At 38.3% G+C, this 14518-nt stretch carries 9 protein-coding genes and 2 pseudogenes; 4 read left to right on the forward strand and 7 right to left on the reverse strand.

What is annotated here, in order from left to right; translation table 11 throughout:
- Nucleotides 1-331: 331 nt before the first annotated feature.
- From gyrA to FPG78_RS03185, 3 genes and pseudogenes are all read left to right on the forward strand, one after another.
- Nucleotides 332-2811, forward strand: a pseudogene (gyrA, locus tag FPG78_RS03175) (DNA gyrase subunit A).
- A 193-nt stretch (nt 2812-3004) separates the two neighbouring features.
- Complete coding sequence (locus FPG78_RS03180) at nt 3005-7123, forward strand: SET domain-containing protein (RefSeq protein WP_144086580.1); 4119 nt, start codon at nt 3005-3007, stop codon at nt 7121-7123.
- 11 nt (nt 7124-7134) lie between these two features.
- Complete coding sequence (locus FPG78_RS03185) at nt 7135-7401, forward strand: hypothetical protein (protein WP_144086581.1); 267 nt, start codon at nt 7135-7137, stop codon at nt 7399-7401.
- An 83-nt stretch (nt 7402-7484) separates the two neighbouring features.
- Here FPG78_RS03185 and FPG78_RS03190 read toward each other — a convergent pair whose 3' ends face one another.
- The 7 genes and pseudogenes from FPG78_RS03190 to rfbD form a co-directional block, all read right to left on the reverse strand.
- Nucleotides 7485-7907, reverse strand: coding sequence for a PD-(D/E)XK nuclease domain-containing protein (locus FPG78_RS03190; protein WP_144086582.1), 423 nt, complete (start codon nt 7905-7907; stop codon nt 7485-7487).
- Between the two features lie 246 nt (nt 7908-8153).
- On the reverse strand, nt 8154-8468 hold the full coding sequence (locus FPG78_RS03195) for a hypothetical protein (RefSeq protein ID WP_144086583.1): 315 nt from the start codon (nt 8466-8468) through the stop codon (nt 8154-8156).
- A 2-nt stretch (nt 8469-8470) separates the two neighbouring features.
- Nucleotides 8471-8779, reverse strand: a pseudogene (locus FPG78_RS07115) (AAA family ATPase); the annotation flags it as partial.
- A 166-nt stretch (nt 8780-8945) separates the two neighbouring features.
- Nucleotides 8946-9251: an AAA family ATPase gene (locus FPG78_RS03205; protein ID WP_144086585.1), complete on the reverse strand. Its 306-nt coding sequence runs from the start codon at nt 9249-9251 to the stop codon at nt 8946-8948.
- A 276-nt stretch (nt 9252-9527) separates the two neighbouring features.
- Nucleotides 9528-10445 (reverse strand): MlaD family protein, encoded by a 918-nt coding sequence (locus tag FPG78_RS03210; RefSeq protein WP_144086586.1) that lies wholly within the window; start codon nt 10443-10445, stop codon nt 9528-9530.
- A gap of 381 nt (nt 10446-10826) precedes the next feature.
- On the reverse strand, nt 10827-12137 hold the full coding sequence (der, locus tag FPG78_RS03215) for a ribosome biogenesis GTPase Der (RefSeq protein WP_144086587.1): 1311 nt from the start codon (nt 12135-12137) through the stop codon (nt 10827-10829).
- A 321-nt stretch (nt 12138-12458) separates the two neighbouring features.
- Nucleotides 12459-13328 carry a dTDP-4-dehydrorhamnose reductase gene (rfbD, locus tag FPG78_RS03220; protein WP_186292435.1) on the reverse strand — a complete coding sequence of 290 codons (870 nt, stop codon included), beginning with the start codon at nt 13326-13328 and terminating at the stop codon, nt 12459-12461.
- A 665-nt stretch (nt 13329-13993) separates the two neighbouring features.
- Between rfbD and FPG78_RS03225 the strand changes: the two genes are divergently transcribed.
- Complete coding sequence (locus FPG78_RS03225; RefSeq protein WP_144086589.1) at nt 13994-14497, forward strand: hypothetical protein; 504 nt, start codon at nt 13994-13996, stop codon at nt 14495-14497.
- Nucleotides 14498-14518 lie beyond the last annotated feature (21 nt).

Here is a 14518-nt window from a genome sequence, read left to right on the forward strand (position 1 = left end):
TATATACAAGACCTCTATTGTAGTTATGACTAGATCTAAATAGAGCGCTATTTGAAATATATTTTCGCTATTCTATAGACCTTCTGCAAAACCTATTTCTAATGGCAATTTTGGTGTCGAAGCTTGTCTATGCTCCTCAAATACATTTAGTATTCTGCGGTGCTCGACTGCGCTTCTCCTAAAAACTGCTGATCACAAATAGGTTTTGAAGAAGGTCTTATACCCTATCTATTGATTTGGTATTTATGCGCTACAAAAAATGCCATTTTTTATCCTTTTTCTACATTTTATTCGTATTTTTAACCATTTCTAAATTTTAATCCCCCTACTTATGGATATAACACCAACAGACCGCATTATACCAATCAATATAGAAGATGAAATGCGCGATGCCTACATAGACTATTCTATGTCTGTTATTGTATCCAGAGCACTTCCTGATGTTCGGGATGGTTTAAAGCCTGTACATAGACGCGTATTGTATGGTATGTATGAGCTTGGCCTTAGCCAGAGTAAGTCTTACAAGAAGTCTGCAAGAATTGTGGGAGAGGTATTGGGTAAATACCACCCACATGGTGATATAGCCATTTATGAGGCAATGGCCCGTATGGCTCAAAGTTGGTCACTCCGTTATCCACTCATAGAAGGTCAAGGAAACTTTGGCTCTATCGATGGCGATGCCCCTGCAGCTATGCGGTATACCGAAGCCCGTTTGGTACGCATTTCTGAAGAGCTTATTAAAGAAATAAATAAAAATACCGTTGACTTTCAGTTTAATTTTGATGCATCTTTAGAGGAGCCTGTGGTATTGCCTGCTAAGCTACCCAACTTGCTTTTAAATGGTGCCTCTGGTATTGCGGTTGGTATGGCCACCAATATGCCCCCTCATAATTTATCAGAAACCCTGAGCGCTATTGTGGTCTATATTGAAAATCATGATATCACCATTCCTGAGTTGATGCAATATATTATAGCGCCTGATTTTCCTACTGGTGGTATCATCTATGGCTATAGTGGGGTGCGTGAGGCTTTTCAAACGGGAAGGGGGCGGCTGCTATTGCGTGGGAAAGCTACGATTGAGGTGACTGCTAATGGCAAGGAGCAGATCATTGTGACGGAAATACCCTACCAGGTTAACAAGGCAGTCATGATAGAAAGAACGGCGCATCTTGTGAACGAAAAAAAAATAGAGGGTATTGCCGATATCCGAGATGAGTCAGATAAAGAGGGCATGCGCATTGTTTATGACCTGAAACGAGATGCCATAGCCCATGTAGTGCTCAATAACCTCTATAAACAAACCCAGCTCCAGAGTTCTTTTAGCGTGAACAATGTAGCGTTAGTAGAGGGTAGGCCTAAGGTTTTAAACCTTAAAGCGCTTATTGCCCATTTTGTGGACCATAGGCATGAGGTATTGGTACGTAAAACCAACTTTGATCTGGACCATGCCAAGAAAAAAATGCATCTATTGGAAGGCTATCTTATCGCTTTAGACCATTTGGATAGGGTGATTGCTTTGATTCGTGCCTCAAAAGATCCAGAGCTTGCTAAAACAGCATTGATGGATGCATTTCCTTTGAGTGAACTACAAGCAAAAGCCATTCTAGAAATGCGTTTGCAGCGGCTTACTGGTCTAGAGCGTGCTAAGATAGTAGAAGAGCACCATCAGGTCCAAGCACTTATTGACCATTTATTAGCGATATTGGCAGATAAGGCGCTGCGGATGCAGCTGATTAAGGAGGAACTGATTGCGCTTAAAGAACGTTATGGTGATGCACGTAGAACGGTAGTGGAGCATGATGCAGATCCATTTACGATGGAAGATATGATTCCAGATACGGAAATGGTGATTATGATTTCCAATCAAGGTTATATTAAAAGGACTCCACTGGTTGACTATCGCCTACAAGGTCGAGGGGGGTAGGTGCCAAGGGCATTATCACTAAAAAAGATGATTTTACCGCACATCTATTTATCGCTACGGCGCATCAATATTTGCTGATATTTACCGAATTTGGAAAAATCTATTGGGTTAAGGTCTATACGATACCAGAAACCAAAAAAACCACACAAGGCAAAGCCATACAGAACCTAATCAATATAGCTCCTGGTGATCAGGTGCGTAGCATTATTCAGGTTAGAGATTTGAAGGATAATGATTGTATTGATAATCATTATGTTATTATGTGTACTAGACAAGGTATTATTAAAAAAACTCCATTGCGTGCCTATGCTACCCCACGTGCCAATGGCATTCATGCTATTGTGATTCGAGAAGGAGATTCGTTATTAGATGTGCAACTAACAAATGGTTCCCACCATATTGTATTGGCATTAGAGTCTGGTAGGGCCACGCAGTTTAATGAACAAGAGGTTCGCCCTATGGGACGTGTCGCTTCTGGCATAAAAGGGATTACATTAGCCCATAAACAAGATCGTGTAATTGGTATGGCCTGTTTTCCAACATCAGATTTAGATGTGTTGGTGGTGTCCGAAAATGGTTATGGCAAACGTTCTGCTCTTGCAGATTATCGCATTACCAAAAGAGGCGGTAAAGGCGTTAAAACCATTCAGATTACTGAAAAAACTGGAAAGCTAGTGGCCATTCATGCTGTAAAAAACCAAGATGAGTTAATGATTATGAACCAATCTGGTGTGGCCATTCGGATTGAAGTAAGTACTCTGCCTGTTATAGGCCGGGCTACCCAGGGCGTTCGGCTGATTCGATTGGGGCAAGGTGATCAGATTGCTTCTGTAGCCAGAATAGATGTTTTAGAACAAGTAGCCGATCATAAAGCATCAGTGGATTAGAAAATTATGAGCGCTTGATTGTTATCTTAACTTTTTTCTTGATAAAGATACCTTTTTTACCATTACTCTCAATAAATACCCAGCAGGTTATTGTATCATTCAAAATTTATTTATATACTCCGCGCCGGATAAAATCACAATATCTAAAATGATTTTTTAGAACCTAGGCCAATATAGTTAATAATTTTGAAGTATGGTGCTATCTATTACCCTGTTTTCTATTTTGTGTAGATTTGTTTTGGCATCTATTTTTTCCTGTAGTAGTTTTACTTATCTAAAAGTCCGTTCGCACATTTTATTTAAGCACCATCTGTCCAACCAGCCAGTAAGCGATCAAGCGGCATCAGGTCAGCAAATCCAATCTTGCAAACGACCTAGGGAACTGGAATCTTCTATTTCAGATAAAGGTGAATCTTCCCAAGGTAAAAGAAGGAAAATATTTCAATCTAGAGCGGTAAGCCCTACAAGCGATGTAAGCGCTGCATTAGATCATAAAGCACCAATTGAGCAAAATGTTGACAAAGGATGGTCGCAACAAAAGGTAGACTTGGATCTATATAGTGTAGCAACTCAACACAAAAAAGAACTAAAAATTGATGCTGATTTAGGTAATAGTCCCAATGCCAATAAAAAAAAGGCACTATTCCGGTTGCTGCCCAATAGCTCTTTTTTTAGATCACTAAAATATAATATAGACAAGCAAGACGGCCCATTATCGGAAGAGATCATAGCACAACTCTTGGTTTTTCCTGCGTTAAAGATACCCTATACCTTTCTAAGTGGCCTCTTAAAAAAATGGGATGATTTAAATAGTTGTGCCGCTTTGCTTAATAAACTTTTGGTAAAGCGCGATGGGGTATATCAATTAGAACCTAAGTTGGAGTATATCCTAATGGATAACCATATTCAGCTTAACAGTTTATCCAGTATGTTATATGGTGCTGGTAATCAATCTTGCCGGTCATTTCAGCAGTTGGTGGATAAGCTAACTGAAGAGAAGATGCGTAAGCAGCTGCAGAGATTAAAAGAAGCATTACAAAAAGTAGATTTTTCAGTTGGCATTCTGTGCACCATCTTGCATGGTTGCGGTAGGCAAGCTGCTGCATCGTTTGAGCAACTAGTCTATAAGCTCAGTGAAGAGGAGATAATTCGTAAGCTTACCCGGCTTCAAGCAATAGGTTTTACAATGGCTAATCTATCCAGCATGTTACATGGTTGTAGCAGCCAAGCTGCTGGATCATTTAAGAAATTAGTCTATAAGCTAACTGAAGATAAGATTATTGAAAAGCTGAACCAATTAAAAGCAATGGGTTTTACAATGAGTAATCTATCTAGTATGTTGTATCGTTCTGGTAATCAATCTGCTAAATCGTTTGAGGTATTGGTTAATACACTAACTGCGCAACAGATGGTTCATAAGCTTGACGCGTTAAAAAAAATAGATCTTGAAGCCATGCATTTATCCAGTATTTTATCCAGTATGTTGCGTGGCTGTGGTAATCAAGTTGTTAAATCACTTGAGTTGTTAATCAATACTTTAATTAAAGAGGAGATGTTGACTAAGCTTAAAAGATTAAAGGAGGTACATGTTAAAGTAAGCAACTTATCCAGCATGTTAAATTCCTCTGGCAATCGATCTGCTGCATCATTTGAAAAATTAGTCGATACACTAATTGAAGAGCAGATGTTGTGTAAACTAAAAAATTTAAAAGCAATGGGTATTGAAGTTCGGAGTTTATCCGGTATGTTACATCGCTACGGTACGCAATCTTTTAAAGCATTTGAAGTCTTAATCAATAGGCTGACGGGAGAAGCTATGTTGTCTAAGCTGAATAAATTGGAGTCAGTAGGTATTGAAGTGCGCAATCTGTCTAGTATGTTAGGCGCCTTTGGGCATAGCCAATCATCTCAAGCATTCGAAGCATTAGTCAGTAGCTTAACTGACAAGGATATGTTTTCTAAGCTGGAAGCATTAAAAGCATCAGCTATTCCATTCAGCCATTTATCTAGTATGTTAAGTGGTTCTGGTACGCAATCCCCTAAAGCATTGAAATCCTTAATCAGTAGCTTAACTGACAAGGATATGCTCTCTAAGCTTGAGGCATTAAAAGCATCAGCTATTCCATTGAGCCATTTATCCAGTATGTTAAATGGTTCTGGTAGTCAAGCCGCTAAAGGATTGGAGGACTTAACCAACCTGCTTATTGAGCAGGAGATGCAGGTTAAGCTTGAGGCATTAAAAGCATCAACTATTCCCTTTAGCTATTTATCCAGTATGTTAAGTGGTTGCGGTAGTCAAGCCGCTAAAGCCTTGGAACAATTGGTCCATACACTAACTCAGGAGGAAATGGTGCGTCAGCTTGAGGCATTACAACAAGTAGGTTTTGAGGTAAGCCATTTAGCGAGTATGTTAAGTGGTTCCGGTAGTCAAGCCGCTGCATCATTTGCAGCGTTAGTAAATACGCTAACTAAAGCAGATCTGTTGGTTAAGTTTAACCAATTAAAAGAGGTAGGTTTTTCAGCTGGTAACCTATCTGGCATCTTGCATTGTTCAGGTAGTAGCGCTGCTGGGTCATTTGAAGGGTTGGTTCATACGATCACTAGGGATGATATGGTCTGTAAGCTTAATGCATTAGAAAAAACAGGTTTTTTAGCCAACCATTTATCGACTATATTATATCGTTGCGCTACCCAAGCCCCGCTATCATTTGAAGCGTTAGTGGGTAGCTTAACTGAGCAGGATATGTGCGCTAAGCTTAGCCTATTAAAAGAAGTAGGTTTTTCAGTTAATAATCTATCCAGTATTTTGTATCGCTGTGGCAATCAATCCGCTAAAGCATTTGAGGCCTTAATCAATCTGCTCATTGAGCCGGAGATGCGCGCTAAGCTTAAGGCATTACAAGCATCAGGTATTTTATTGACCCATTTATCTAGTATGTTGAGTGGCTCTGGTACTCAGGCCGCTAAGGCATTTGAACAATTGGTCCATACATTAACTCAGGAGGAGGTGGTGCGTAAGCTTGAGGCATTACATCAAATAGGTTTTCAAGTAAGCCATTTATCCAGTATGTTAAGTGAATCTGGTCTTCAAGCTGCTGCATCATTTGCAGCGTTGGTGAATAAGCTAACTAGAGCGGATATCTTGGTTCAGTTGAACCGATTAAAGGAACTAGGTTTTTTAGCTAGTAATCTATCGGTTATGTTGTATCGTTCAGGTAGTAACGTTGCTGCGTCCTTTGAAAGGCTGGTCCATATGATTACTAGAGATGATATGGTCTGTAAGCTTCATGCATTACAGGAAGTAGGTTTTGAAGTAAGCAGTTTATCAGGTATGTTAAAGGGTTGTGGCGCGCAATCCTATAAAGCCTTTGAAAGGGTCATTGATACGCTCTCCGATGAGGCGATGCTTACTAGGCTTAAGGCATTACAAGCAAGCGGTGTTTTTCCTAACCATTTATGCGCTATGCTGATAGGGTCTGGTATGAAATGCTGTGATCTATTGAGCAATCTGATCAATCTGCTTCATAATAAAAAATATATTGAGACGATACAAAAAGTTAAAGCTGCTATCTATACCAGTCCAAATGTTATCCATGAAGATGACCAAATGCTCCTAAGCAGCAGCGCAAGTGTACTGCTCAATGCGCTAGGAGATTTGAGAAAAGATCCATCTGTTCATGACCTGAGCAATGATCTAAGGTTCAAGAAATTTTTAACAGATTGTTATAATAAAAATAAACATGTAGACGATAGCCTCTTAGCGGTCAGAAAAGTTTCAAGTGATGACCCTAGGATAGATTTGCGTGGCCAAGATAAAGTAGTCGCCAAAAAAAAGATCAATAAAGGTGCCATATTAGGTATCTATACCGGTATATTGCTATGTGATGGAGATCCTATCGACCATGCAGTTGAGGTAGCTTATTTAGCCACCAAAAGCATTTATGGGTTAAATAAGCTAAATAGTTATAGTTTTGCTATTCCGCTTGGTACATCTAGTCCATTGTATCTAAGTGCGTGTGGGCGGGGAAATATCTTAATGAAGATTAATGCGAATCACACCTATTATGCTACATCCTCCAAATCTTGTAAACCAAATGTGGTTCCATCGCCGAATAGTTGTGATGGACGCACACCATTTATATTGTTTCATGCAACCCAGGATATTCCGGCTGGAGAAGAACTCTTGTTTGATTATATGGTAAGTCTTACTGGTCTAATCATGATAATAATCATGATTTATCTAATCCAGATGCCAAGATCTATAGGAATTTATTTACCACAAAAAAATATTTATACCAAGCTGAAAGTATAAGATTTTTAAGATTGGTTAAAGACCATGATCCTGATTTGTATCAGGATTTATTACAATATATCCATACGCCTTGTATGCATTTGGCAGGTAAAGATAGAATCGTAGAATGCAGAAAGATTGATGATCCTAATAAAACGAAAATAGATTATCGTATATACAAACTTCCAGGGGAATGGTCTGTAGGGGAACCTACGCAAGATTATTTTTCAATTCACTGGGATCCATCGGGTTCCTTAGATGCATTGGATCAGTATACATGGCGTGATGAACAATCTTGATTTGATAGCCATTGGATACTTTTCTCCCCATTTTTCTTCTAATTCCAATAGATAATGTACTGAAACTTTCTTTATCAATTCATTTATTCCGCTTGCTCACCATATCTACTGGTTAAAATAACATTACCAGATTGTTTACCAGCCAAATCATAAGTTGCGTAAGCAGCTACAACTGACTTCCCAGAAAACGCAATGCCGCATTCCACTACCTCTTGTATATGAGGATACTGCAATAACTCCGTATGATAGGCTTGTGCTTGTATTTGTGCCAAGGCAACCTTAGATGCGTTTTCCAGTTCTTCTTCGCTCCGAACTTGCTTAAATTCCAATAGCAGCGCTTTTGAACCTTTTTCTTTGGGAATTAATAGCAAATCATAACGACCTAACCCACTTTCTCGATTAGAACGTATGTAATGGGTTATACCCAAACTTGATAACATCCCTAATACAAAACCATGATAAAATCCTTCTGATGTTTTACTTTGTTTGGTATCAAAATAGCTCACACTTCTTCGTAAGAAATAGCTAAGTTGTTATACAAAAGCAGCAACATTACCAGCTATCAAATGTTTCAAAAAAGAATCATATTGACGTTTGTGATGAAACTGCCTGACGAACCATTCTTGAAAAAATGTGCTATAAAGTCTCCATATTTCATAATTTGGAATCTTAACCTTACACTCGTATACATTCGTATAGTCGCTTAGCTTACTTGTTTCAAAGGTCAAATAGCCAGCAAATAATAAAAGACTTCAAAAAGATGTGTCATCTTTATCTAGGATATCAAAAGCAAGATGTTTGTTGATAGCTATATCCAAAGGTTCACCACGCATCAACGATTCAAATTGCGCTTTAATATCAGCATGAGCAGTAAGTACCTTTTGTTCGATCAAGTTATTATTACCTGTGTTAACCCAGTATACATCAAAAAGACCCTCCTCACTCAAACAATAAATAATAGACCATGGATTATACATGACTAAGTCCCCTACCCTATAGCCATTATACCAACTTTTTACTTCATCGATACAAATAGAAAAATTTTGTTTGGTAAATAGGCCTTGCACTTCTACCGGCTTAAACCAAAATAGCTGCTATAACCTTGATCTAAAAGGGTATAAGTCTTCAGGTTATTCAAACCAGAGAGCATACTATCCTTAGAAATACGTAATATACCGGTTAAAAGACCTTTTTCCAGTGCAGTATTGTCTTTTAAGGTGTCGCTAAATAGGTTGCGCATAAATGCAACCATAGCCGCCAAGTATCTCTTATTACCATAAGCTTTATTGAGTGGCGTATCATACTCATCTATGAGTACATATACCTTCCGGCCATGGTGTTGGTAGAGGCATTGACTAAGTAGCTTTAAAGATTTTTCTAGCGCTTGTTGATTGGCTTATCTATTGCGAATGACATACAGTTGCTCTAACTGCAACTCATTAATTTTATCACTTGTAAATAAATAAGGGTAGAAGCTATAAATTTCTAGTATCAACTCATATACCGCGTTATAAGCTCCTTGAAAACTATCCGAATTTATATCCTTAAAGCTGATTCATAATGACAGGGTACTTTCCTTGATGTGCGCTAATGTACCTGCCATTTTCCAGCTTTCCGATCGTTAGATCATCAAATAAACCTACTGTAGTGACCCCATTCACTTCTGAGGCAAAAAAATGTTGCAGCATAGACATATTGAGTGTCTTACCCCAACGGCGAGGACGGGTAATCAAGGTAACTTTATCTCCTTTTTTTAGGAAATCAGCAATCATGTTTGTCTTATCACAAAAAAGATAATCCCCTTGTACTAACTCTTGAAAGTTACTAACACCAATTGGTAATTTTTTCATGATTAGAAGCGTTAAGTATATAATTTATAACTTTTTATGGCCTTGACACATAAGACCTTCTGCTAGACCTATTTCTAATGGCAATTTTGGTGTCGAATCTTGTCTATGCTCCTCAAATACATTTGGTATTCTGGCGACTGCGCTTCTCCTAAAAACTGCCGATCACAAATAGGTTTTGCAGAAGGTCTACAATAGTATTTTGGAAATATTGAATACTAAGGTATAAGGTAAGATAAACACTCCGTTGATCAAGTAAAAAGTAAGCTAAAAAATAGCTTAACGATTAGTTAACGCTTTTCGCTTGTTTGGTTTACAACCAAATAGAGAGAAATGCACATAGCGGAATGGTCGCTTTTTTATATCAAAAAGTAATGCATTCAAGTTTTCCACACTATGATTTAGATTATGATAGAGGGTAGGATCATACATAAATAGCCCCAAGCTTCCAGTATCACTAGAAGCATGCTGGATCAACCTTTCTGCATCCTTAAGCATATTGGTAATTCTAAAGGAGATATCCTTAAAAGGAATAGATCCTATCTGTAAAAGTAGGCTATGTATAGTAGGCAACATAGCCGGTATGCCTCTTTTTGGGTCTGCTAATGGAGTAGAAATAGCAATTATATTTTTTGCAATCGTGCTTATATTCTCTTCAAGTCCATGAATAGCAGTATTTAAAGTAGCACTTGTTTTTTCAAGATTGGCTAAAATCGAATTGACACCTTCAGTTGTCTTGATAAGGTTCTGTGTAACCGTTGCCACTTGCGCTGTCATTGCTTTAAGGTCAATATCATTAAAATCTGGATGGATCTGACCAATGATAATATCGTTCCTATTGATGGGCTTTCCTTTGTGTAGCTCAATTTCTAAAGCATTTCCTTCCATCATACCTGCATTATTGAGCATAATTTTACTGTTGTGTGTCAAAGGAAATTGTTTATCCACCTCAATTGTAACCAATGTGCTGTAATTCTCTTTAGGCTTAATTTCTACTTTTGTAACCATCCCTACTACATGGCCTTTTAGTTTAACAGGAGCAGAAACATATAAGTTTTTATTTACAGGGTAAGAAACTTGGTAGCCATTATACTTAGAAAATATATTGTGGCCTTTTAGGAATAAAAAACCATAGTATAAAATACACAGGGAAGATAGGGCTAATAGGCCTATCATATAGTTCTTATTTATTTGCATATTCGTATCTTTTGCATATTCCAGTAATAGTTCTTTACTCGATTGCTAAGTAGCAATTTTTAGGCTTGCCTAGACTGCTCAAATAGAGCTGAGCATGCTGCGTTGCTCCTAAAAGCTGGTCATGGCAAATAGGTTGCGTAAAGAAGTCTAATGTACAATTTACAAAATAACTTAATGAATTACAGCCAGCTTATGCTTTTTAATAGCCTTTAATGGCCATAGTAAAACCAATTACACAAGACCTTCTGGAAAACCCATTTCTAATGGCAATTTTGGTGTCGAAGCTTGTCTATGCTCCTCAAATACATTTAGTATTCTGCGGTGCTCGGCTGCGCTTCTCCTAAAAACTGCTGATCACAAATAGGTTTTGAAGAAGGTCTACTATTTTTTCTTAAACACCACTTGAACAGGTACTCCTTCAAAGTTAAAATGGGCCCTAAGCTGATTGACTAAATAGCTTTTATAATTAGGCTGGATATAGGCTGGGTGGTTGCAAAAGAAAGCAAATGTAGGCGCATTGCCTGTAACCTGCGTGCAATATTTAATTTGGATATACTTTCCTTTTACAGCAGGGGGATGGTTTTTTTCAATGATCGGTAACATCGCTTTGTTGAGCTCAGAAGTGGGAATTTTTTTTATTTTATTTTGATAAACCGCAAGTGCCTTTTCAATAGTTTGGTAAACCCTTTGTTTCTTTACCGTTGAAACAAATAGAATGGGTAGATAATCTAAAGGGGCGAGCTTACGCAAGAGTTGTTTTCTATAGTCACCAGCAGTAGTAGTCTCCTTATCGATCAAATCCCATTTATTCACCACTAAGACCATACCTTTCTTATACCGGTGTGCCAGTGCAATCAGCGAAATGTCTTGCGCTTCTATGCCATGGGTAGCATCTATCATCATCAAACAGATATCAGCATCTTGCATCGCTTTTACCGCACGCAATACCGAATAAAATTCGATGGCATCCCTTACCTTTGACTTTTTGCGTATACCGGCTGTATCGGTAAGGATAAACTTTTTATTGTAACGGTTGTATTCCGTATCTATTGCATCTCTAGTCGTACCAGAGATTGGGCTTACCATGCTTCTTTTTTCATCCAATAGCACATTTAAAAAAGAAGATTTACCTACGTTTGGACGGCCTAAAATGGTTAACCTAGGGAGTGTAGCGACTGTTTCATCTGCAGCAGGTGTTTCTTTTAGATAAGGCAATAAAGCATCCAGCAGATCACCCGTTCCAGAGCCATTAATGGCGGCTATTGGAAATGGGTCACCAAGGCCTAAGGCATAGAAACTAGGCGCAACCATTGCAGCCATTACACTTTCTGATTTATTGGCTACTAAGAAAACAGGTTTATTGATTTTTCGCAATATATGTGCAAAGGTTTTATCTGCATCGGTTAATCCCTCTATACAATCCACCATAAAGAGCACCAAGTTGGCGTCATCTAGTGCAAGTTGAATCTGTTCACGAATGCTATGCTCAAAAGCATCGTCTGTACCACACATGTATCCGCCTGTATCAATAACTGTAAAGGATCGGTTGCTCCACGATGCATAACCATAATGTCGGTCGCGCGTAGTATGAAGCGATCCATCCATAATAGCTTTTCTTGCTTCGATCAATCTATTAAAAAAGGTAGACTTACCTACATTAGATCTTCCTACGATTGCGACAACATTTGCCATACATTAAACTAAAATAAGAAATTTAGATGGCACCCAAATAGCTTGTACCGTTCATCCCATAACCTTAATTATGGCAACTTTACAGGAAGGGTGTAGTAAGTACCAGAAGGATTTTCTAAATTTAGCATAAATCATAGCCAAAAGCAAAATAGACCTTCTGAAAAACCTATTTGTGATCAGCAATTTTTAGGAGAAGCGCAGTTGCCAGCATACTAAATGTATTTGAGGAGCATAGACAAGTGCCAAAATTGCCATTTAGCAATAGGTTTTGCAGAAGGTCTAGTCTAATTGATAAAGGCGCCATCACGCGCTATTGCGCTATTATATATTAGACTGCTTTAGGCAGATGGCAAGGCTATCTTTCCAGTGTGGAATTTTGATCTGGAATACTTCTCGAAAAGAAGACTTATTTAATACGCTATAGTAAGGCCTTTTAAGGCCCACTTCAGCAGAAGAGAGCGGCATTAAGGTGCAGTTATTGGGAAAAGCAGTTACAATAGCATAGGCAAAATCATACCAACTAGCGACCCCCTCATTGGTATAATGATAGATACCTGAGAGATAATCCTTTCCGTGCGCTGTTGCTATTTTTTCAATTATTTTCCAAATGGCTGCTGCCAGGTCATATACATAGGTAGGGCTCCCTATTTGGTCATCGACCATTTGAATTGTGCCTCCTTGCTGGGCCAGTGCGACCATTTTTGTAAAAAAGTTACTACCCTGTGCCCCATACAACCATGCCGTTCGAATGATATAAAAATGGGTAGCCCGTTCAGCTACCAGTTGTTCCCCTGCTCGTTTGGATTGACCATATGCATTCAATGGGTCAGTGGGGTCATTTGGCCTTAATGGACGTCCTGTTGTAGCGCCAAAAACATAGTCTGTTGAAATATGAAACAGCACAATACCATGTTTTGCAGCCAATGCCGCCAAGTGGCCTGCACCTATGCTATTTACCTTAAAGCAGCTTTCTCTTTCTTGCTCTGCTGCCTCCACATTCGTATAGGCTGCACAATTTATAATGTATTGGACCCCATGTGCTTTGATGCAAGCGGCTATTTGATCTGGCGCTGTAATATCCAGCATTGCTTTGGTGCAAAAAAGCGGTACAAGAAAGGAATTGGTTGTAAAGGTAGCCTGTAAAGCACGACCCAATTGGCCTTCTGAACCCGTTACTAAAACAGTAGCCATAGTCATTTGATGATTAAAATAACGTGCCTATTTGTTTATTGGATCAGAAAAGCAACCTGGATAATTTACAATTTATTATGCAGTAATCCAGGCCTAAATACAAAGAATAGGGACATGCCATTATTATATTAAAAAACATTGCAACAATATTTTTTTTTTGTTACCATTAAGCATGGAGCAAGCCCATCCGAGTTAGCAAACGCGCAAGCAACAGCGTTGCTAGCATAAAAGTGGCCTCCAGCCGCATCATGTTAGGTAAGCAACCCTTATGGTGCGTGCAAGCAAGAAATATATAAAAAAACAAAAAACCTATGTTACTGTACAAAATAAAAAAAACGGATATCCAGCATTCATTAGCTGCGCTAAGGTTATTCCACTAGTTCAATCATTTGTTTTCTATAAAAGATCGGTAGGGTTACCTATAGGGGGCTACTATTGCTTTTTTTGAGCATAAGAAGGGGCGATGTGCTACGCAGTAGCAGCAAAAAATGCATAAGCGAATTTCCATAGACCTTCTGAAAAACCTATTTGTGATCAGCAGTTTTTAGGAGAAGTGCAGTCGCCAGAATACTAAATGTATTTGAGGAGTATAGACCATAAAATTGCCATTTAGCAATAGGTTTTGCAGAAGGTCTCATATAAATTAACCAGTTTAAATCTATGTTATGATGTCAATACCTACAAAAAAATTAATATTAAAATTAATTTTTCTATTACTGCTTATACCTTTGTTAACAGCAGAGGGTTGTATTCAAGGAGGCTGCTTGCCTAAATATGAAAGCCCAAAAAAGAAAAAGAAGGTAGATTCCAAGCCAAAACATAACGTTATTCAAAAATCTAGTTCAAAAAATGTTCAACCTAAAGAGGAGAAGGTAGAATCTGATGTAACACTACCTACAGATACATCTACACAATCTGAATCAGATGGTATGGGTAGCAATGAACCAGATAGTTCTCAACAAACTACGAATAAAAATAATAGTGCTAGTGACCAGGATTTGATCACTAAGCCACCTGTTGAAAATGAAGCACCGAAAAAGAAAAAAGGGTTCTTTTCATGGGTTAAAGAGAAACTTGGGGTAGATAAAACAAACCAAGAACAACCGAAATACAATAGCAATGAGGTTACTGTGTATGAAAAGATAGTAGATGACATGATAAAACGATAAATTCATTTAGAGATTAATGAT

Source organism: Cardinium endosymbiont of Dermatophagoides farinae (assembly GCF_007559345.1).
In the GTDB taxonomy this organism is placed as follows: domain Bacteria; phylum Bacteroidota; class Bacteroidia; order Cytophagales; family Amoebophilaceae; genus Cardinium.

Coding starts and splice junctions, on each gene's coding strand:
- rfbD (WP_186292435.1), bottom strand. CDS start 13,328: ATGGCTACTGTTTTAGTAACGGGTTCAGAAGGCCAATTGGGTCGTGCT.
- der (WP_144086587.1), bottom strand. CDS start 12,137: ATGGCAAATGTTGTCGCAATCGTAGGAAGATCTAATGTAGGTAAGTCT.
- FPG78_RS03225 (WP_144086589.1), top strand. CDS start 13,994: ATGATGTCAATACCTACAAAAAAATTAATATTAAAATTAATTTTTCTA.
- FPG78_RS03180 (WP_144086580.1), top strand. CDS start 3,005: ATGGTGCTATCTATTACCCTGTTTTCTATTTTGTGTAGATTTGTTTTG.
- FPG78_RS03205 (WP_144086585.1), bottom strand. CDS start 9,251: ATGAAAAAATTACCAATTGGTGTTAGTAACTTTCAAGAGTTAGTACAA.
- FPG78_RS03210 (WP_144086586.1), bottom strand. CDS start 10,445: ATGCAAATAAATAAGAACTATATGATAGGCCTATTAGCCCTATCTTCC.